The sequence below is a fragment of the Sphingobium phenoxybenzoativorans genome (assembly GCF_001757355.1).
GTDB lineage: Bacteria > Pseudomonadota > Alphaproteobacteria > Sphingomonadales > Sphingomonadaceae > Sphingobium > Sphingobium phenoxybenzoativorans.
This window is the reverse complement of sequence record NZ_MINO01000044.1, coordinates 12,056-32,252: the sequence shown is the minus strand read 5'-3', so window position 1 is coordinate 32,252 and position 20,197 is coordinate 12,056. Positions and strand designations below refer to the sequence as shown.

The following is a 20,197-nucleotide window of genomic DNA, read 5'->3' as shown; positions in this document are numbered from 1 at the left end:
GCGGCGGGCGTCGTCGGACACGTCCCCGGCGGCGGCGGGCGCGAACATCTGCGCCTCATCCACCACCACCAGCGCAGGATACCAATGGTCGCGCGGCGCGTCGAACAGGGCGTTGAGGAAAGCGGCGGCGCATTTCATCTGCGCATCGATCTCCAGCGATTCCAGCGACAGCACCACGGACGCGCGATGTTCCCGGATGCGCGCGCCCATCCGGGCGATCTCCCGCTCATTATAGTCGCCCGCGTCGATCACCACATGGCCGAAGGCGTCGGACAGGGTTACGAAGTCGCCCTCCGGGTCGATCACGACCTGCTGCACCAGCCGGGCGCTCTCCTCCAGCAGACGGCGGAGCAGATGCGACTTTCCCGACCCGCTATTGCCCTGCACCAACAGGCGGGTGGCCAGCAGTTCCTCAATGTCGATGGGGACGGATGCGCCTGCGCTGTCCGTTCCGATATCTATGGTTGCGGTCACCCCTTGCCTTTGGCCCAGCAGGGCGGGTGGAGGCAAGTGCGTAAGCGGAGCAATTCGATCACCAAATATCAATGTTTTGCCGCCATTAACCTTCAAACCATGTGGAAAATCGATGATATCCGGGCGGTTATGCACCGCTATGCCCTTCAGGGGCTGGCCGGTACGATGACACCTTTGATCGGTTTGATTGGCCTTGCGGTCATCAGCCTGGCGTTGTTCACGACGCTTCTGACGCGTCAGATGGACCGCAATGCCGAAGATTATATGTACCGCATGGTCTCCGGCTCTATCGAACGGGAAGTATCCGGCGCGGTCGAAGCTGTGAGCACGCCCGCGCTCTGGGACGATGCCGTCCGGGCGGTCTATGGACCGATCGACACGAAATGGGCGTCGACCAACCTCAACTATAATCATCACATCACTTATGTCGTCGATGCGTCCGGCCGCACGCTCTGGTCGAACCGCCCGGACGGCCGGCCCTCGCCCCCGCTGGAGCGGATCGCGCCGCAGGGCCTTCGCGACATCCTTCCGGCGCTGCCCAGGACAATGGCCGAGGCGGTGAAGCGCAAACATGGCGTCGCCGAGATCACCATGTATCAGGGCAAGCCGGCGCTGATGTCGGCCATGGCCTTCATCCCCTATCGCGATCCTGTTCCTTCGGGCTTTGCTCCCCGTTATTTCTTCATGGTCCGGCCGCTTGATGACGGGATCATCCCCCGGATTGCCGAAACGCACGGTCTGCCCGGATTGCGCTGGACCAACGATCAGGTCGATGATGGCATGCAGAGCCTCGCCATATTCGACCGGATGAACCGGAAAGTGGGCGCCATCGAATGGCCCCAGCCGACGCAGGGCAAAAATGCGCTGCGTCAGATCGCGCCTGTGGGCATCGTATCGGCTTTGCTGTTCCTGGCCTTTTCCGGCTGGCTGATCCGCGTGGTGTATCTGGCGCACTGCACATTGGTCGCGAAAACCGGCCTGGCGATGGATGCGGCCGATGATTCCCGCATAGCAGCCGAACAGGCGGAAGTCGCGCTGACCCAGGCCCAGGCGGCGCGCCGGGAAGCGGCCGCCAGTTCGGAGCGGGAGGTGTTGGAGCAGCGCCGGCACGAATCGCAATTGCGCGACAATGGGCGGCAGGTCGCGGAATCGCTGGAACGGTCGATGGCGTCGTTGGTCGAACAGATGCTGGCCACCGCGTCGGAACTGGAGCGCAGCGCGGACCAGACGCTCGCCGCCATCAATGCGCAGCGCGGACAGGCGGAGATCGTCATGGGCCGCTCGCGCGACACGGCGCAGGCGGCGCAGGCGATCGCAACCACCATCGATGCGCTCACCAGTTCGATTGGCGAGATCAACATGGCGACGGGCCGCATCCGCGACGCGGCGAGCGCCGCCAGCGGCCAGTCGGCCAAGGCGCGCGACGCGAACGACAATCTGATGCATCATATCGCGTCCATCAACGATGCCGCGGACCTGATCGCGGAAATCACCGGACAGACCAACCTCCTCGCGCTCAACGCCACCATAGAGGCGGCGCGCGCGGGGGAGGCGGGGCGCGGATTCGTGATCGTCGCCAATGAAGTGAAGGCGCTCGCCGGCCAGACCAGCCAGACCACGCGCGACATTCATGCGCGCGTCGCGGGCATAGAAAATGCCGCGCAATCCACCTTCGGCCTGGTGGAATCGGTCGACAGCATATTGGGCGAGCTTGGCGGGTCGATTGCTTCGGCATCAGCCGCCGTCCATCAACAGCTTGCCGCCGCAGAGGAAATCCAGCGCACGTCGCATGGCGTCGCCATCCACGCCAAACATGCGGATGAGGCGGTCGGGTCCATCTCCAAATCCTTCGGTGATGTCGCAGAGGCGGCCGCCAAGACGCGGGAGAGCGGCGCGGCGGTGCGTCAGCGCGCAGAGCAGCTTCAGGCCGAATTTTCCCGGCTGATCGGGGCATTGAAGGCGGCGTAGCAATATCGGGCGTTTCCCGCCCGGAATCGCTTGACCGGCACGCTGTTGCATTGCAGCATTGCGTCATGAGCGCTGCACCGCCGATCACGCAAAACCCGGATATCCGCTTCCTCGGCCGCCTGCTGGGGCATGTCATCCGCGCCTATGGCGGGGAGAAGCTGTACCGGCAGACGGAATATATCCGCTCCTCCTCCGTCGATCGCGCACGCGGGGTCGATGGGGCGGATCTGGTCGATACCGGGCTTGAGGCGCTCAGCCTGGACGACACGCTCGATTTCGTACGCGGCTTCATGCTGTTCTCGATGCTCGCGAACCTGGCGGAGGACAGGCAGGGCGTGGCCGCCGAACCCGGAGCGGATGTCGCGTCCGCCATCGCCACGCTCGATTCGCACGGCATCGGGCGCGATGCCGTCAAAGCCCTGCTCGACAAGGCGCTGATCGTCCCCGTGCTCACCGCCCACCCGACCGAGGTGCGGCGCAAGAGCATGATCGACCACAAGAACCGCATTTCGGACCTGATGCGCCTGAAGGATGCGGGGCTTGAGGAAACCGACAATGGCGAGAAGATCGACGAGGCGATCTGCCGCCAGATCGCGCTGCTGTGGCAGACGCGGCCGCTGCGCCGCGAGCGGCTTTATGTCCAGGACGAGATCGAGAATGTGCTCGCCTATTTCCGCGACACGTTCCTGCCTGTCCTCCCGGCGCTCTATGCCCGGTGGGAACGGGTGCTGGGCGACCGGCCGCACAGCTTCCTGCGCGTGGGAAGCTGGATCGGCGGGGACCGGGACGGCAATCCCTTCGTTCAGGCGCCCCAGCTCAAATTCGCGCTGGCCCGCGCCTGTGAGGCGGCGCTTGGCTATTATCTGGAATCGCTCCACGCCCTCGGTGCGGAACTGTCCCTATCCACCGAACTGGCCAAGGTGCCGCAGGCGGTTCTCGACCTGGCCGACCGCAGCGGCGATACCTCGCCCAGCCGTCAGGACGAACCGTATCGCCGGGCGCTTTCCGGCATCTACGCCCGGCTGTGCGCCACGCATCAAAGCCTGACGGGCAAGCTGCCGCCCCGCCCATCCTCGCTCACCGCGACCGCCTATGGCGATCCTGCGGAATTCCGCCGCGATCTCGTCACCGTGGCGCAGGGCCTGGCGTCCGAGGGCGGAGGGGCGCTGTCCACGGGCGGCGCGCTTGGCCGCCTGATCCGGGCGGTGGAGACGTTCGGCTTCCATCTCGCCACGCTGGACATGCGGCAGAACAGCGACGTGCATGAGCGCGTCGTCGCTGAACTGCTGAAGGTTGCGGGCGTCGAGGATGATTATGCCGGGCTGGACGAATATGCCCGCATCGCCCTGCTGCGGCGGGAGCTTGCGAATAACCGCCCGCTGGGTTCGCGCTTCGCCGAATATTCCGAGGAAACGGCGTCGGAACTGGCCATCGTCCATGCGGCGGCGGAGGCGCACCGCACCTATGGCCCGCAATGCATCACCCAATATGTGATCAGCAAGGCCGAGAGCGTGTCCGACATGCTGGAGGTCAATATCCTGCTGAAGGAAGCGGGCCTGTGGCGCGCGGCCAATGGCGAACCGCCCCATGCCGCGATCATGGCGGTGCCGCTGTTCGAAACCATCGGCGATCTTGAGAATGCGCCCAAGGTCATGTCCGCCTATTTCGGCCTGCCGGAGATTAGCGGGCTGGTGCGCGGGCGCGGTCATCAGGAAGTGATGATCGGCTATTCGGACAGCAACAAGGATGGCGGCTACATCACCTCGACATGGAGCTTGTTCCAGGCGTCGACGGCGCTGGCTCCTGTGTTTGAAAAGGCCGGAGCCGCGATGCAGTTGTTCCACGGCCGGGGCGGCGCGGTCGGCCGGGGCGGCGGGTCCGCCTTCGCCGCGATCCAGGCGCAGCCGCACGGCACGGTGCAGGGCCGCATCCGGGTGACGGAGCAGGGCGAGATCATCGCCGCGAAATTCGGCACGCGCGACGTCGCCATGACCAATTTGGAGGCGATGACCAGCGCCACGCTGCTGGCCAGCCTGGAGCCGGAGAAGCTGTCCGAGCGCGACGCCGCCCGCTTCGCCAATGCGATGGACAGCCTGTCGCAGACGGCGTTCACCGCCTATCGCGACCTGGTTTACGGCACGGAGGGGTTCAAGGAATTCTTCCGCGAACTGACGCCCATTCAGGAGATCGCCGGCCTCAAGATCGGATCGCGCCCCGCCAGCCGGACCAAGAGCACCCGGATCGAGGATCTGCGCGCCATTCCCTGGGTGTTCAGTTGGGCGCAGGCCCGCGTGATGCTGCCGGGCTGGTATGGCGTCGGCCATGCGCTCGCGGGTTTCGAGGACAAGGCGCTGCTGACCGACATGGCGCAGGTCTGGCCCTTCCTGAAATCCGCGCTCGCCAATCTGGAAATGGTGCTGGCGAAGTCCGACCTTGGCATCGCCGCGCGCTATCTGCCGCTGGTGGAGGATCAGGCGAAGGCGGAGGAGCTTTTCGGCCGCATCCGCGAGGGCTGGGGCATGGCGCATGATGGCCTGCTCACCGCGACCGGCCAATCTCGCCTGCTGGAAAAGAATCCGGCGCTGGAAACCTCCATCCGTCTGCGCCTGCCCTATATCGAGCCGCTGAACCTGCTGCAGATCGAATTGCTGAAGCGCCATCGCGGCGGCGAGGACGATCCGCGCATCAAGGAAGGCATAGAGCTGTCGATCAACGCCATCGCCACGGCGCTGCGCAACAGCGGCTGAGGGATTGGCACACTAAGGATATTCCAAATCTCCGTTCGCTTGTAGTCCGAAATACAGGCTGATCTCTAGCAGGTCGCCAGCCTGCGCTCCGTCTTTTGGTCGTCCAGCACGGCAATCCCCAGCATTGCGAGGCCGCCCAGCGCCAGCGCGCAACCGACCCAGCCGGTCGATGTCCAGCCATAGCCGGCCGCGATCGCCATGCCGCCCAGCCACGGCCCCACCGCATTGGCCACGTTGAACGCGCTGTGGTGAAGCGCGGCGGCGAGCGTCTGCGCATCGCCCGCCACATCCATCAGCCGGGTCTGCAGCACGACGCCGAGACCACCGCCGAGGCCGATCAGGAATATATCCACCGACAGCGCCCAGATATTGCCCGCGGCGAACGGGAACAGCGCCAGGGAAAAGGCGCTCCACAGCAGCACGCCCGCGGCCGTCGGCATCAGCGCGTGGTCCGCCGCCCAGGCCGCGCCCAGATTGCCCACTGTCATGCCGATCCCGAAAATGCCCAGGATCACGGGAAGCAGGTCGCCCGATACGCCGGTCACTTCCAGCATCGTGGACGCGACATAGGTATAGACCGCGAACAATCCGCCGAAGCCGATTGCGCCGGTGCCCAGCGTCAACCAGACCTGCCGCCGCCTGAGCGCGCCCAGTTCGCGCAGGGGACTTGCCCCCTCCGGCACTGGATCGCGCGGCGCGAACGCCCAGACCAGCAGCGCGGTCAGCAGGGCCAGCGCCGCCACGATGCCGAATCCCCAGCGCCAGCCGATCGCCTGCCCCAGCCAGTTGGCGACGGGCACGCCGATCACCGTGGCGATGGTCAGCCCCGCCATGACGCGCGCCATCGCCTGCGCCCGGCGATTGGCGGGGACAAGGCTGGCCGCGACCAGCGCGGCCACGCCGAAATAGGCCCCGTGGGGCAGACCGCTGAGGAAGCGGAACAGCAGCATCCAGTGATAGGTCGGCGACAGCGCGCTCAGCGCATTGCCGAGCGCAAACATCGTCATCAGGCCGATCAGCAGCGTACGGCGCGGCAACCGGGCCGCCAGCACTGCGACAATCGGCGCGCCGACGACAACGCCCAACGCATAGGCGCTGATGACATGGCCGGCGGTGGGAGCATCAATGGAAAGTCCCGCCGAAAAATAGGGAAGCAGGCTCATCGCCGCAAATTCGGTGGTGCCGATCGCGAAGCCGCCCATGGCGAGCGCGAACAGGACCAGCGCGGGATGAACGGCGGGCTTGATATCGGTCATGTCATTCCATGCTGCGCTGCAAACAAGCTGCGCAGATAGGTGCGCGGGCCGCCCGCCTCAAGCGTCTGCCGCGCGAAAGCCGGTTGTTATTCCTGCATCCGCGGTATCGCGCCGCGCAAGCCGGGCTGGCCGAAGCTTATTTGCCCTCGGCGGCCAGCGCATCCATGATCTGGCGGATGGGGGAAAGGTCATATCCCGCCCCCGCCGCCTTTGCCGCCAGTGCGTCGGGATCGCCGCCCGCGCGGGCCTGGGTCAGCGCCCACAATAACGTGCTGCGCGTGCCCGAACGGCAATAGGCGAGCACCTTGCCATCGCCCGCCTTCGCCAGCGCTTCCGCCATGCCGTCCAGTTGCCAGGGGGAAAAACCGGCATGGGTCACCGGCACCTCCGCATAGTCCAGGCCCGCCGCGCGCGCCGCCGCCTCTATGTCGGCCGCCGGGGTCTGGCCCGCTTCCTCGCCTTCCGGCCGGTTATTGATCACCATCACCGCGCCCAACGCCTTCGCCTCGGCCACATCCTCGACCGTGATCTGGGGAGAGACGAAGAAAGTGTCGGTAACCTGACGGAACATGATGTCATCCTTGGCAAGAAAAAGGAAAGCCCAGGCGATGTGTGATCGCCTGGGCTGTCTAACCTGTTGCTCATATTCCGGCAACGGCGTCCCCGTGGAGGACGCCGCAGCACGAACGCCTACATCTTGTAGGACAGGCGAAGATACCCGAACTGGCCAGGCACGTCGTAAGTCGTAGAATCGAAGTTGGCGCCCGTGCACGAGAAGCATGGCGGCGGCCCCTGGTTGAAAACATTGTTCACGCCGATGGTCAGCGAAGTCTTGCGGTCAAGCCATCCGGGCGTGAAGATCAACTGAACATCGCCATAGAAGCGGCTGGCCAGCCGTTCGCCATCGAAATCGCCCGTCTCGTCGACGGCGGAGATATAGCGTCCGGTGAAAGAAGCCGTGATGCTTTCCATCGACCAGTCGATGACCGCATTGCCCTTGAATTTGGGATAGGACTGATCGGGGAAACCCCGGGTCGTCCCGCGATAGTCCGTCGTCGCGAAGCCGGTCGCGCTTGGGAACGTCTCGGTATATTTCAACAAGAAGTTGCCGTTGACCGACAGGCCGAAGCTGCCGACTGAGGTTTCCCGTGTCCGGTAATTGAAGGCCACGTCGATGCCGCGGGTCTTGATGCTGCCGATATTCTGCAAGACGCCGTTGATACGCGAAATCAGGCCGCTCTGGGTGCGGATAACCGACGCGCAACTCAGAGCATCGGCAAGCAGCGCGCAGCGGGAAAGCGTGGCCTGCGGCGCAATGTTGGCGATCGCGTTGCTCACGGTGATGTCGTAATAATTTACTTCCAGATTGAGTTGGCTGGCAAAACCGGATTCCCGTGCCCAACTCGGGCTATACACGCCGCCGAATAAATAGGTCTTTGACGTTTCGGGTTTGAGGTCGGGGTTGCCGCCCGTCAGGACACCAAGCTGGCCACCCGTCGGTTCGTTATAACTGCCGTTTGCGGGCACACCGTTCGCTACGCAGTTTGCGCGTACGGTCGCATCTGTGGCGAACGGCGATCCCGGTACGTTGGTGCAGGGGTCGTTGATCGGGGCATCGCTGCGGGAGGCGGCTCCGAACAGTTCGCCGATGCTGGGAGCGCGGAACCCTTCCGCATAGGAACCGCGCAGCAGCAGGTCCTCAAACGGTTTCCACAGCACGCTGCCTGTGAGCGAGGTGTTGCTGCCCGAGGTCGAGTAGTTCGAGTGTCGGACCGCGCCGTCCAGATCGAGCGAGTGGAAGAAGGGCGTGTCCTTCAGCAGCGGAACGCGGACTTCGGCATAGACTTCGTCCGAATTATACTTGCCTCGGGCGGGCTGCGCGGGGATGTCCGCGCCCAGACCGGCGACGATCACAGGATCAGGATCAAATGTGCCGCGCTGGTAGCGATGTTCGTAACCGATGGCGACGCCGACAGGGCCGGCGGGAAGATCGAACAGGTCGCCGCTCAGATTGACAGTGTAGTCCTGAAGCGACTGGCTGCTCTTGTCCTTTTCGTCGAAGCCGACAAAGGCCAGCATTTCGGGCGTGACCGATCCTGCGCCGCCGAAGATGTTGAAGGGCACGCACGGCGCGACGCAATCCGCGACAGGGCCGAGGGCCTGCTGCAACCGGGCCGCGTTTATGTTGCCGGTGAAGAGTTGATGGGCGTCGTTAAAGCCGATGACGGCCGTCGTATCCCAATACCATTTATGGTCGCCGATATCGAACGACCCATCAAAGCCGGCGGTCACCGATAGCGTATCCACCCGCTGCGTATAAGTTCGTTGGCCAGCCTCGATCAGGCGGCGCCGCACGCTCAGATAGGTGGGGTCCGAACCATCCGCGCCCGACGAGAGCGTGAAACCAAACGGATTGTAGGGGTTGGTCGCGTCGATCGAAATCGTGTCGAGCAGGTTGCCGTTGCCCGCATCCGGTCCGATGAACAGCGGCAGGAAGGCCGCTTGATTCTGTGAATTGCGTCGGTTGTAAACCGCTTTCACCCGGAAATTGACGCTGTCGCTCAGTTCTTGTTTGGCACTGATGAACATGCCGTAGCGTTCGGATGGCGTCAGGAAGTAATTATAGGGTGCGAAATTGAAGCGATCCTCTGTTGTCAACGACTTGAAATCGCTTGTCGCGCCGAACGGGTCGGCTGGGTTGTAGCGGGGGGCCGCGCCTGTCAGGACGGGCGACTTGACGGTCAGGACATCGCCTTCGCCATCACCGTTCACATCCGCGCCGAGATCGATAAATCCGTTCAGCGTTGCGCTGGAGCATCCGCCGCCGCCATTGCTGCAGCTTGTCTGGCCCGGGTTGGGGAAGGCGGAAAGAGCGCGGTCGCGTGTACGTACTGCATTTTGTTTCACGTAACTGCCACCGATGACAACGCTCGTCGTCGGGCCGCCAAAGCCATAGCTGAGCTGATAATCCTGTGTGTGCCCGTCACCCGCGCGGAATGTGCCGAACTGTGCGGACGCCTGCAGGCCCTTCTGGCTGGACTTGGTGATGATGTTGACGACGCCGGCGAGCGCGTCGGAGCCGTAAAGCGGCGACTGGCCGGACTGCAGCACCTCGATGCGCTCTATCATGTTCGCCGGGATCGTATTCAGGTCGACCGTCGACGGAATGCCGCTCGCCGAGGAGCCGTTGACGTAGCGTACGCCATCGACCAGCACGAGCGTCCGCTTCGCGCCCAGATAACGCAGCTCGATTTCCGCCGAACCCGCGCCGACGCCGCCGCCATCGGGCGGGTTGCCGATATTGCCGCTGTTGTTGACCTTGCTGTTCAGGCCGCCGCTGGCGCTGGGCAGCCGTTGCAGCACGTCGGCGACGGCGGAAAGCCCGGTGCGCTGCAGCGCGCTCTGGTCTACGGTCACGACTGGCGAGCTTTGGCTCAGCGGATCCTGCCGGATGCGCGATCCGGTGACGATGATGGCCTCCGATTCATCGGCTGCAGCGGTTTGCGCATTAGCGGCATTTTCCGCAAAGATGAGCGTGGACAGAACTACGCCGCCAAGAAGCAATGATTTCAATGACATAATGACCTCCCAGAGCCTATTATGTCTGGATTGTTACGCCTTTGTAGCGGGCGTACAATTGGTTAATGGGCCGAACTGGCCTCAAGTTATCGCAATTGCGGGCACCTGTTGCTGCGGTGCAACAACATGCCGCTACGGCCTGGGGCATTTGGTCCGGCTTGAATGTGCGCGCGGCTCGGCGCAATAGGCGCGGATGTCCGTCCTTCCTTCCACCGCCCGGCCACGGGCCATGTCCGCCTGGCTTCTCGCCGTGGCCGCGCTGGTATTCGCCATGCTGGTTGTCGGCGGCGTTACGCGCCTCACGGAATCCGGCCTGTCGATCACCGAATGGAAACCGGTGACGGGCGCGATCCCGCCGCTGACGCATGAACAGTGGCTCGACGCCTTCCACAAATATCAGCAGATCCCGGAATATAAGGAGATCAACCGGGGCATGAGCCTGTCGGCGTTCCAGTTCATCTTCTTCTGGGAATGGGCGCACCGGCTGTTGGGGCGGATCATAGGCCTTGCCTTCGCGCTGCCGCTGGCATGGTTCGCATGGCGGCGCGCCATTCCGAAGGGATATGGCGGGCGGCTGGTCGCTCTCCTTATGTTGGGCGGATTGCAGGGTGTGATCGGCTGGTGGATGGTGGCGTCCGGCCTCGTCAACCGGACCGATGTCAGCCATTACCGGCTGGCAGTTCATCTGCTGACGGCGCTGTTCATCATTGCCGGGCTTGTGTGGACCGCCCTGGACTTGCGCGCCCTGGCCGCCAACCCTGCGTCGCGCCCCGCGCGCCTTACCGGCTTTTCGCTGGCCGTTGCGCTGATCCTGACAGCGCAATTGCTGTTCGGCGCTTTCACGGCGGGTCTTGATGCGGGCTATGTCTCCAACACCTGGCCGCTGATGAACGACCATTTCGTGCCGGAGGGCGTGACATGGGCCGGTTCGCTCTGGGCCACAGTCAGCAGTGATCCCTATCTGGTCCATTTCATTCATCGCTGGTGGGCGTGGGTAGCGGCGGTCGCGCTGATCCTGCTGGCGCGCCGGGCGAAGCGAATGGGCGGGCGCGGGCCGTCCATCGCCGTAAACGCCGCGCTGGGCACGCAAATCCTGCTTGGCATCGCGACGGTCATCAGCGGCATTTCGCTGCCGCTGGCGGCGCTGCATCAGGCGGTGGGCGCGCTGGTGGTGATCAGCGCCACCTGGGCCATGCACAGGATTGGCGCGCGGGAAGCCTAAACCGGCCGTTCCGCAGGCCGGGGGGCGAGTCCGGCGGTCAATATCCCGACCATTTTCTCCGCGATCTGGTTGGGCGTCTCCGGTCCGGCCGGATCATGCCAGCGGGCCGGCCAGTTCAGCGCCCCCGCCAGCGTGAAGGCGATCAGCTTCACATCGCCCGGCGCGATGGATCCATCGGCCATCCCCTCCTCGATCAGGGCGCGCATCGCGCCATCGATGCGGCGCTTCAACATCCTAAAGCGCTCGGCATTTTTGGGCACCAGGCATTCGTCGCCGGTCCGCACCACGCACCGCCCGAAATCGTCCATATTCACCTTGGCGTAGAGGAACAGGAAGGCGCGCAGCCGCTCCAGCCCCGTGCCCGGCGTTTCCCGGACCCGTTCCGCCGCCTCCGCCAGTTCGCCCAGGCCGCGCGTTACGCATTCCAGCAGGACCTGATCCTTGTTGCCCAGATAATAATAGATGGTCGGCTTGCTGATGTGCAGGCTGGCGGCGACATCATCCAGGGATGTGGCGTGGAAGCCGCGCGCGTTGAACATCCGCACTGCCGCGCGCAGCACCGCCTCCCTTTTCTGGCCGCGATCATGCGCACGTTCCGCCTTGCTGCGAAAGGGGGAGGCGCGTTCATATGCGGCGGTGGCGACGGTCGGACTGGTCATCGCCCTACATTGACATTCTACCGATCAATATGCAATCTACTCGTCAGTAGATATTGGCTGCACGAGTCCCGCCGCCAGGTCAGGAGATCATCATGTCCACCGCTTCCCCCGCCGCAGATCCCGTCGTCATCGTCAGCTATGCCCGTACGCCGATGGGCGGCTTTCAGGGCGCGCTTGCGGGGGTGAAGGCGACGGACCTGGGCGCGGTGGCGGTCAAGGCGGCTGTGGAGCGGGCGGGCATATCGCCCGACGCCATCGACCGTATCTATATGGGCTGCGTGCTGCCCGCCGGGCTTGGCCAGGCGCCCGCGCGTCAGGTTGCGCTGGGCGCTGGCCTGCCGCAGTCGGTTGAGGCGACCACTGTCAACAAGATGTGCGGATCGGGCATGCAGGCGGCGATCATGGCGCAGGAGGCGTTGCTGGCGGGTACGGCGGATGTCGTGATCGCCGGCGGCATGGAAAGCATGACCAACGCCCCCTATGCGCTGCCCAAGCATCGCTCCGGCGCGCGGATCGGCCATGACCGGATCATCGACACGATGATGATGGACGGGTTGGAGGACGCCTATGAGCCGGGCAAGGCGATGGGCGTGTTCGCGGAGGACACTGCCCGCGACTATCAATTCACGCGGGAGATGCAGGACGCCTATGCCATCCGCTCGCTGGAGCGCGCCAATGCGGCCATTGCCAGCGGCGCGTTTGCCAAGGAAGTGACGCCGGTCACTGTGCCGGGGCGCGGCGGCGACACCGTGATCGATACCGACGAACAGCCGGGCAAGGCGAAGCCGGAGAAAATTCCCGCGCTCAAGCCCGCCTTCGTGAAGGACGGCACGATCACCGCCGCCAACGCCTCGTCCATCTCCGATGGCGCGGCTGCGCTGCTGATGACGCGGGAAAGCGTGGCGAGGAAGCACGGCCTGCCGGTCGTGGCGCGCGTCGTGGCGACCGCCGCGCATGCCCACGCCCCTGCACTGTTCACCACCGCGCCAGTCCCCGCCATCCGCAAGGTGCTGGACAAGGCGGGGTGGGACGTGGCGGATGTCGATCTGTTTGAGGTCAATGAGGCGTTCGCCGTCGTCGCGATGATCGCGGCCAAGGACCTCGCCATTCCCGATGACAGGATCAATGTGCATGGCGGCGCGACCGCGCTGGGCCACCCCATCGGCGCGTCCGGCGCGCGGATCATCGCGACCTTGCTGGCGGCGCTGGAGCATCGCGGGGGCAGGAAGGGCGTGGCCAGCCTGTGCATTGGCGGCGGAGAGGCGACGGCTGTCGCGCTCGAACTGGCCTGATCGAACAAAGGGAGGATGATATGGAATTGAAGGGTTTGGCCGCCATCGTGACTGGCGGCGCTTCGGGCCTTGGCGGCGCGACGGCGAAGCTGCTGGCCGAAGGCGGCGCGAAGGTTGCGATCTTCGACCTCAACGAAGAAGCGGGCGAAGCGCACGCCAGGGCGATCGGCGGGATATTCGTCAAGGCGAACGTCTCTGACGAGGCGAGCGTCACCGCTGCGCTGGACGCGGCGGAGGCGCTGCATGGCGTGGCGCGCATCCTCGTCAACTGCGCGGGCGTCGCCCCGGCGATCAAGACCGTCGGCAAGGAGAATGCGCCGCATCCGATGGACCAGTATCGCCGGGCGATAGAGATCAACCTGATCGGCACTTTCCTGATGATTTCGCGCTTTGCTGCGCGTCTGGCCGCTGCCGATGCGATAGGCGAGGAGCGGGGCGTCATCGTCAACACCGCCAGCGTCGCCGCCTATGACGGGCAGATCGGGCAGGCCGCCTATGCCTCGTCAAAGGGCGGCGTGGTCGGCATGACCCTGCCCGTCGCGCGCGATCTGGCGCAGCACAAGATCCGCGTCATGACCATTGCGCCGGGCATTTTCCTCACCCCCATGCTGATGGGTCTGCCGCAGGCGGCGCAGGACAGTCTGGGCACGCAGGTTCCGCATCCCAGCCGCCTGGGCAGGCCGGAAGAATATGCAAAACTAGTAGAAAGCATCATCGCCAATCCGATGCTGAATGGTGAAACGATCCGACTGGACGGGGCGATTCGCATGGCCCCCAGATAGGGAAGATCGTTATGGTCGGAGTGGGTGCTGAACGAACGGCTGAGATAGCGGCCAGCGTAGAGCGTTTTGTGCGGGATGTAGTGATCCCGCTAGAACAGGGCGCGCCGCGCAGCAGCCACGGCCCCAGCGACGATTTCGTGCAGGCGCTGCGCGTCAAGGCGCGTGAAGCTGGCGTCCTCACCCCGCATATTTTGCCTGACGGGTCGCATCTGTCGCAGCGCGAGACCGCCAAGGTCCTCATCAAGTCCGGCCTGTCGCCGCTGGGACCATTGGCGTGCAACACCATGGCCCCGGACGAGGGCAATATGTACCTGTTGGGCAAGGTCGGGTCGCCGGAGCTCAAGGATCGTTTTCTGAAGAAGATGGTAGCGGGCGAGGCACGCTCCGCCTTCTTCATGACCGAGCCGGCGGCGGAGGGCGGCGCTGGTTCCGATCCGTCGATGATGCAGACGACTTGCGTCCAGGACGGCAATCACTGGGTGATCAACGGGCGCAAGGCGTTCATCACCGGCGCGGACGGCGCGAAGGTCGGCATCGTCATGGCGAAGTCGGCGGATGGCGCCTGCATGTTCCTGGTCGACCTGCCCGATCCCGCGATCCGCATCGACCGGGTGCTCGACACCATCGACAGCTCCATGCCCGGCGGCCATTCCGTCATCACCATCGACAATCTGCGCGTGCCCGCCGATCAGATGCTGGGCCAGAGCGGCGAGGGTTTCCAATATGCGCAGGTCCGCCTGTCGCCCGCGCGCCTGTCGCATTGCATGCGCTGGCTGGGCGCGTGCATCCGCGCGAACGAGATCGCCACCGCCTATGCCTGCAAGCGGCAGGCGTTCGGCAAGCTGCTCGTCGATCATGAGGGCGTCGGCTTCATGCTGGCGGAGAATCTGATCGACATTCAGCAAAGCGAACTGATGATCGACTGGTGCGCAAGCGTATTGGACAGCGGATCGCTGGGCACGGCGGAAAGCTCGATGGCGAAGGTCGCCGTATCGGAGGCGCTGATGCGCATCGCCGACCGCTGCGTGCAGATCATGGGCGGCACCGGCGTTTCGGGCGACACCATCGTCGAGCAGGTGTTCCGGGAGATCCGCGCCTTCCGCATCTATGACGGCCCGACCGAAGTGCATAAATGGAGCCTCGCCAAGAAGGTGAAGCGTGACTTCCTGAAGGCCAATCCGGCGTGAGCGGAACCGCCGACGCGAATGTGGGAACCACGCCCGTCCGCGAAGGCTATGCCTTTGACGAGGCGGCGCTGGCGGCGTGGATGGCGGCCAATGTGGCGGGCTATGCCGGTCCGCTGACCGTCGAGCAGTTCAAGGGCGGCCAGTCCAACCCGACCTACAAGTTGGTGACGCCGGGCAAATCCTATGTCCTGCGCCGCAAGCCGCCGGGCCAGTTGCTGAAGGGTGCACACGCCGTCGAGCGCGAGGCGAAGGTGCTGACGGGTCTTGCGAAGGCGGATTTCCCCGTCGCCCATGTCCACGGCCTGTGCACCGACGACAGCGTCATCGGCACCTGGTTCTATGTCATGGACATGGTGGAGGGCCGCATCTTCTGGGACGCCACGGTGCCGGGCGTTTCCAATGCCGAGCGGGCGGCCATCTTCGACGCGATGAACGCGACGATGGCCGAGCTTCACATGGTTGATTACGAAGCCGTCGGTCTTGGCGATTATGGCCGCCCCGGCAATTATTTCGAGCGGCAGATCGGCCGCTGGTCGAAGCAGTATCTGGAGGATGCCGACGCCGGGCGCGACCCCAATATGGACCGGCTGATCGCATGGCTGCCGGAAAATATCCCGGCCGATGACGATGCGACCAGCGTCACCCATGGCGATTTCCGCATCGACAATATGATCTTCCATCCCACCGAGCCGAAGGTGCTTGCCGTGCTCGACTGGGAATTGTCGACGCTGGGCCATCCGGGCGCGGATTTCGCCTATAATGCGATGATGTACCGCATGCCGCCGCATATTGTGGCCGGCCTTGCGGGGGCCGATATCGCGGCGCTCGGCATTCCCGGTGAGGAGGAATATCTCGCAGCCTATTGCGCGCGCACTGGCCGTACTTCCATGCCGGGTTACGACTTCTACATGGCGTTCAACTTCTTCCGCATCGCCGCCATCTTCCACGGCATAAAGGGCCGCGTCATCCGTGGCACAGCCTCCTCCGCCCAAGCGCAGGAGCGGGTGAAGGTGCTTCCCGAACTGATGGAACTGGCCTGGAAACAGGCGGAGCGGGCAGGGGCCTGACCGGCTGTTCCCCGCTGGGCGGAATATCTTTGGACAGCAAGGATTAGCCATATATCCAGCGTGCTCCTGCGAAAGCAGGAGCCCAGTCCCGCCGTTTGAACTGGACTCCTGCTTTCGCAGGAGCACTGCTCGGTCTGAACTGAACAAAGTCTGGTTCTGTTTGAATGGAAAAGACCTTAAAGCTTGGTCTGACGCTATTCCGCGTCATACCAGCAAAGATTTCCCCATGCCTTCCGCAACCGGTCAGCCTGCCTCCAACCCACTCGTCCCCGTGGGCGCTCTGTTCCTGTCCATGGTGTCGCTGACCGGCGGCGCATCGCTCGCGAAATTACTGTTCCCGCTCGTGGGGGCGGAGGGGACGACGGCGCTGCGCCTCTCTCTGGGGGCAGTGATCCTCGCCGTCCTGCTGCGGGTGTGGCGGGTGCGGTTGACGGCGCGCAACTGGCGGCCGGTGCTTGTCTATGGCGTCGCCATGGGGCTGATGAACCTCTGCTTCTATTCCTCGCTAAAGACCATTCCTCTGGGCATCGCCATCGCGATAGAATTTACCGGGCCGCTCGCCGTCGCCATCCTGTCCTCCCGCCGCCGCATAGATTTTCTCTGGATCGTGCTGGCGGTTGCGGGCCTCGCTCTGCTGCTGCCGCTTCGCAAGACATCGACGGCAATCGATCCGCACGGCGCGTTCCTGGCGCTCGCCGCTGGCGTCGGCTGGGCGATCTACATCGTCGCTGGCAAGCGGGCGGCGGCGGAACATGGCGTGCAGGCGGCGGCGCTTGGCACCATCGTCGGCGCGGTGGTGGTCATGCCCATCGGCATCGCCCATGCGGGGATAGACGCATTCGCCCGGCCCGCCATCTGGGGACCTGCGCTGGGCGTGGCGATCCTGTCGAGCGCTTTGCCCTATTCGCTGGAGATGTTCTCGCTCAGCCGCCTGCGCGCGCAATTGTTCGGCATCCTGGTCAGCGCCGAACCCGCCGTCGGTGCGCTGATGGGGCTGTTGCTGATCGGTGAGAGGCTGTCGCTGATGCAATGGGTCGCGATCTGCACCATCATCCTGGCGTCCGCCGGTGTGACGATGACCGCCCGGCGCGACGCGCGGGCAACCCCGGATCAACTGGATAAGGCAGCCGCCGCCTGACCGGGCGTCAGCGGAACACCCATTGCCGGTTCAGCACGAACACGATGGCGGGCGTGACGAAGAACATGGCGGGGATCGGCGACCATGTGGGCCATCCCGCCACCGTCACGCACAGCCACACCCAGACCGCGTTCAGCCCCAGGCTGACCAGCGACACCGTGACAAAGCGGAAACCCCGCGCGGCGGGCCGGTCGCGGCCGCCATGCCCGCGAAAGGTGAACTGCCCATGCAGCAGATAACCGACGCAAACCGCCACCAGATAGCCGCACAGATTGGCCGTCTGCACATGGAAGTCGGCATGGGTCGCCAATATCCAGTATATTACCGCCTGCACCGCCGTCACGGCCACGCCGGTTACGCCATACCGCACAATCTGCCAGAACAGCGCCCGGTGCCGGGCGGAGGGTGCCCGCAGGCCGTCCATGATTTTCATTTGTTCCCGTTGCGCTTTGCCACGGCTGGTCTAATCCGCGCAGATGACATTGGAAAGCGGCAAGAAGATGTTGGCAACGCTCCGCGCGCGCATCGCGCCTGCCGTGGCGGATCTGGCTGACTGGGTTCGCGACAATTGGAAATGGACGACCTTCGCGCTGTGGGTCGGGCTGGTTGTCTATTTCCTGAAGATACGTTGGCCCTCGATCGAATGGTTCGCACTGGGCGATACGGACGATAATATCCGCTATGTGCAGGTGAAGGACTGGCTGGCGGGACAGGGCTGGTTCGACCTGCGCCAATACCGGCTGGACCCGCCGGGCGGCGCGAACATTCACTGGTCCCGTATCGTCGACCTGCCGATCGCCGGGCTGATGCTGTTTTTCCGGCCTTTCGTCGGCACGGGCATGGCCGACCGGCTGGCCTGCGCCATCGCGCCCTTGCTTCCGCTCCTGCTGCTGATGCTCAGCCTTGGCTTCATCGCCCGGCGGCTCGCGCCCGGCAACGCCTGGATCATCGCCGCTCTCGCCCCGCTGGCGGCGCAGATGGGGCTGGGCATGTTCATGCCCCTGCGCATCGATCATCATGGCTGGCAACTCGCCCTGACCGTGACGATGATCGCCGGGCTGCTCGATCCGCAACGGCGGCGCGGCGGGGTGATTGCTGGGGTCGCCAGCGCGCTTTCCATCGCGATCGGCATGGAGATGATCGTCTATCTCGCGGCGGCAGGGGCGCTGATTGCCCTGCGCTGGGTGTTTGACGAGGGCGCGGCGGAGCGGATGCGCCCCTATGCGCTCAGCCTGGGCGGCGGCAGCGCCTTCTGCTTTCTGGTCTTTGCCAGCTATGCGAACCGGCAACCGATGTGCGACGCCCTGTCGCCCATCTGGGTCGGGATTCTGGGCATGGCGGCCGGTGGCATGCTGCTGCTGACGCTTCTGCCCCTGCGTTCCTGGCCCGCGCGGCTGGGCGCTGGCGTCGTGGTCGGTGGCGCGGTGGCATTGTTTGCCTGGCTCAACTGGCCGCAATGCCTGACCGGAGCCTACCAACTCTCCCCGGAACTGGAGAAGCTCTGGCTCGCCAACATCCGCGAGGCAAAGCCGATCACTGCGCAGGCGCGCAACGTCGCCGTGCCGCTGCTCGCGCTGCCGCTGATCGCCATTGCCGCCTCCGCCTTTGGCTGCTGGTCCGCCCGGCGGGACAGGGAGAGGCTGTGGGCCTGGGCAGCGATATCCATCATGACCCTGGTCGCTTTCGGCCTGCTGTTCTGGCAGTTGCGCGCCGGCCCCGCCGCGCAGCTCCTCGCCATCCCGGCGGTGGCATGGGCCGCCTATGTGGCGCTGATGGCCATCCGGGAGGGCAAGCGGTTCGCAAGAGCCGCAGGGATCGCCGCCGCCGTCCTGGTGGCCGCAGTGCTGCTCGCCTATCCGCTCTATCCGCGCGCCAACATGCTGATCGCGGACATCATGGAGGAGAAAGTCGCCGGGACCCGGCCGATGGTGAAGCTGCGGCGGGAGGCGATCAGGAAAGCGAATGGCCGTTGCCGCACCCTGCCTGCGCTGGAGGTGCTGGACCAGCTTCCCCCGGCGGTGATCTTCACGATGGTCGATCTGGGGCCGCGCCTGCTGGCGACGACGCATCACAGCGCCCTTGCCGGTCCCTATCACCGCAACGCCGCGGCCATACTCGACATCCATCACGCCTTTGACGGATCGCCGGACGCCTTCCGCCCGATCGCGCAGCGGCATAATGCCGCCTATCTGCTGATCTGCCCCCATTTCCCGGAGGGTACGGTCTATCAGGCGCGCAGCCCCAACGGCCTCTATGCCCAGCTCATGCGGGGCAAGGTCCCGTCATGGCTGTCTCCGGTGCATTTGCGCACCGGCCTGACGCTGCCCTATACCCTGTACCGGATCGATTATTCAGCGCCGGGCGGCGAAAAAGCCGCGCAATAGTCCGGCAGACTCCTCCGCGCCGATATCGCCATAATGTTCGGGCCGGTGCAGGCATTCCGGCTGGGCGAAGATGCGGGAACCATGTTCGACCGCCCCGCCCTTCGGGTCCGCCGCGCCATAATAGAGCCGCTCTATCCGCGCGTGGGAAATCGCCCCCGCGCACATCGGGCATGGCTCCAGCGTCACCCACAGGTCGCAACCGGTCAGCCGGAAATCGCCCAGCGCAGCGGCGGCGGCGCGAATCGCCACCATCTCCGCATGGGCGGTGGGGTCATTGTCGCGCCGGTTGCGATTCTCGCCTTCGCCGATGATTCGCCCATCCTTCACCACGACCGCGCCGATCGGCACCTCTCCGGCCGCCTCCGCCGCGCGGGCGAGGTCCAGCGCGCGGCGCATGGGATCGGGCAGGGGAAAGGCGGGCATGGCCCAACGCCTTACCCGC

The 20,197-nt window shown here is 64.9% G+C and carries 16 protein-coding genes; 9 read left to right on the top strand and 7 right to left on the bottom strand.

Annotated features, from left to right (window positions below; translation table 11 throughout):
- The coding region (locus BHQ40_RS17210; RefSeq protein ID WP_139139346.1) for a helicase HerA domain-containing protein at positions 1–474 on the bottom strand (474 nt) is incomplete at its 3' end.
- Between the two features lie 36 nt (positions 475–510).
- On the opposite strand from BHQ40_RS17210, the gene BHQ40_RS17205 reads away from it, so the two are divergent.
- Both BHQ40_RS17205 and ppc read left to right on the top strand, forming a co-directional pair.
- Positions 511–2,442, top strand: a complete 1,932-nt coding sequence (locus tag BHQ40_RS17205) for a methyl-accepting chemotaxis protein (protein ID WP_083277009.1) — start codon at positions 511–513, stop codon at positions 2,440–2,442.
- Positions 2,443–2,507: 65 nt separating this feature from the next.
- A complete protein-coding gene (ppc, locus tag BHQ40_RS17200; RefSeq protein WP_070157051.1) occupies positions 2,508–5,189 on the top strand; it encodes a phosphoenolpyruvate carboxylase in 2,682 nt (893 codons plus the stop codon).
- Between the two features lie 65 nt (positions 5,190–5,254).
- Here the strand turns inward: ppc and BHQ40_RS17195 are convergent, their stop codons facing one another.
- The 3 genes from BHQ40_RS17195 to BHQ40_RS17185 all read right to left on the bottom strand — a co-directional run bounded on the left by BHQ40_RS17195 (position 5,255) and on the right by BHQ40_RS17185 (position 10,024).
- A complete protein-coding gene (locus tag BHQ40_RS17195; RefSeq protein ID WP_070157050.1) occupies positions 5,255–6,445 on the bottom strand; it encodes an MFS transporter in 1,191 nt (396 codons plus the stop codon).
- 136 nt (positions 6,446–6,581) lie between these two features.
- On the bottom strand, positions 6,582–7,016 hold the full coding sequence (locus BHQ40_RS17190; protein ID WP_070157049.1) for a protein tyrosine phosphatase family protein: 435 nt from the start codon (positions 7,014–7,016) through the stop codon (positions 6,582–6,584).
- A 119-nt stretch (positions 7,017–7,135) separates the two neighbouring features.
- A complete protein-coding gene (locus BHQ40_RS17185) occupies positions 7,136–10,024 on the bottom strand; it encodes a TonB-dependent receptor domain-containing protein (protein ID WP_070157048.1) in 2,889 nt (962 codons plus the stop codon).
- A 193-nt stretch (positions 10,025–10,217) separates the two neighbouring features.
- Between BHQ40_RS17185 and BHQ40_RS17180 the strand changes: the two genes are divergently transcribed.
- On the top strand, positions 10,218–11,246 hold the full coding sequence (locus BHQ40_RS17180; RefSeq protein ID WP_070157047.1) for a COX15/CtaA family protein: 1,029 nt from the start codon (positions 10,218–10,220) through the stop codon (positions 11,244–11,246).
- On the opposite strand, the gene BHQ40_RS17175 is transcribed toward BHQ40_RS17180, so the two are convergent.
- On the bottom strand, positions 11,243–11,905 hold the full coding sequence (locus BHQ40_RS17175; RefSeq protein ID WP_070157046.1) for a TetR/AcrR family transcriptional regulator: 663 nt from the start codon (positions 11,903–11,905) through the stop codon (positions 11,243–11,245). The two genes, BHQ40_RS17180 and BHQ40_RS17175, sit on opposite strands and share 4 nt — an antisense overlap.
- A gap of 92 nt (positions 11,906–11,997) precedes the next feature.
- Here BHQ40_RS17175 and BHQ40_RS17170 point away from each other — a divergent pair, with 92 nt between their 5' ends.
- From BHQ40_RS17170 to BHQ40_RS17150, 5 genes are all read left to right on the top strand, one after another.
- Positions 11,998–13,197 carry an acetyl-CoA C-acyltransferase gene (locus tag BHQ40_RS17170; RefSeq protein WP_070157045.1) on the top strand — a complete coding sequence of 400 codons (1,200 nt, stop codon included), beginning with the start codon at positions 11,998–12,000 and terminating at the stop codon, positions 13,195–13,197.
- Positions 13,198–13,217: 20 nt separating this feature from the next.
- Entirely contained in the window at positions 13,218–13,979 is a 762-nt protein-coding gene (locus BHQ40_RS17165) for an SDR family NAD(P)-dependent oxidoreductase (RefSeq protein ID WP_070157044.1), read from the top strand.
- Between the two features lie 11 nt (positions 13,980–13,990).
- A complete protein-coding gene (locus tag BHQ40_RS17160) occupies positions 13,991–15,166 on the top strand; it encodes an acyl-CoA dehydrogenase family protein (RefSeq protein ID WP_070157043.1) in 1,176 nt (391 codons plus the stop codon).
- The gene (locus BHQ40_RS17155; protein WP_070157042.1) at positions 15,163–16,233 is read left to right on the top strand and encodes a phosphotransferase; all 1,071 of its coding nucleotides are present in this window, start codon (positions 15,163–15,165) and stop codon (positions 16,231–16,233) included. Before BHQ40_RS17160 ends, BHQ40_RS17155 begins: the two co-directional genes overlap by 4 nt.
- A 226-nt stretch (positions 16,234–16,459) precedes the next feature.
- A complete protein-coding gene (locus BHQ40_RS17150) occupies positions 16,460–17,371 on the top strand; it encodes an EamA family transporter (RefSeq protein WP_070157041.1) in 912 nt (303 codons plus the stop codon).
- Between the two features lie 7 nt (positions 17,372–17,378).
- Here BHQ40_RS17150 and BHQ40_RS17145 read toward each other — a convergent pair whose 3' ends face one another.
- Complete coding sequence (locus tag BHQ40_RS17145) at positions 17,379–17,804, bottom strand: GtrA family protein (protein WP_070157040.1); 426 nt, start codon at positions 17,802–17,804, stop codon at positions 17,379–17,381.
- Between the two features lie 67 nt (positions 17,805–17,871).
- Between BHQ40_RS17145 and BHQ40_RS17140 the strand changes: the two genes are divergently transcribed.
- Positions 17,872–19,755, top strand: coding sequence for a hypothetical protein (locus BHQ40_RS17140; protein ID WP_253183400.1), 1,884 nt, complete (start codon positions 17,872–17,874; stop codon positions 19,753–19,755).
- Here the strand turns inward: BHQ40_RS17140 and BHQ40_RS17135 are convergent.
- The gene (locus BHQ40_RS17135; protein WP_070157038.1) at positions 19,723–20,178 is read right to left on the bottom strand and encodes a nucleoside deaminase; all 456 of its coding nucleotides are present in this window, start codon (positions 20,176–20,178) and stop codon (positions 19,723–19,725) included. The genes BHQ40_RS17140 and BHQ40_RS17135 overlap by 33 nt on opposite strands.
- Positions 20,179–20,197: the final 19 nt, after the last annotated feature.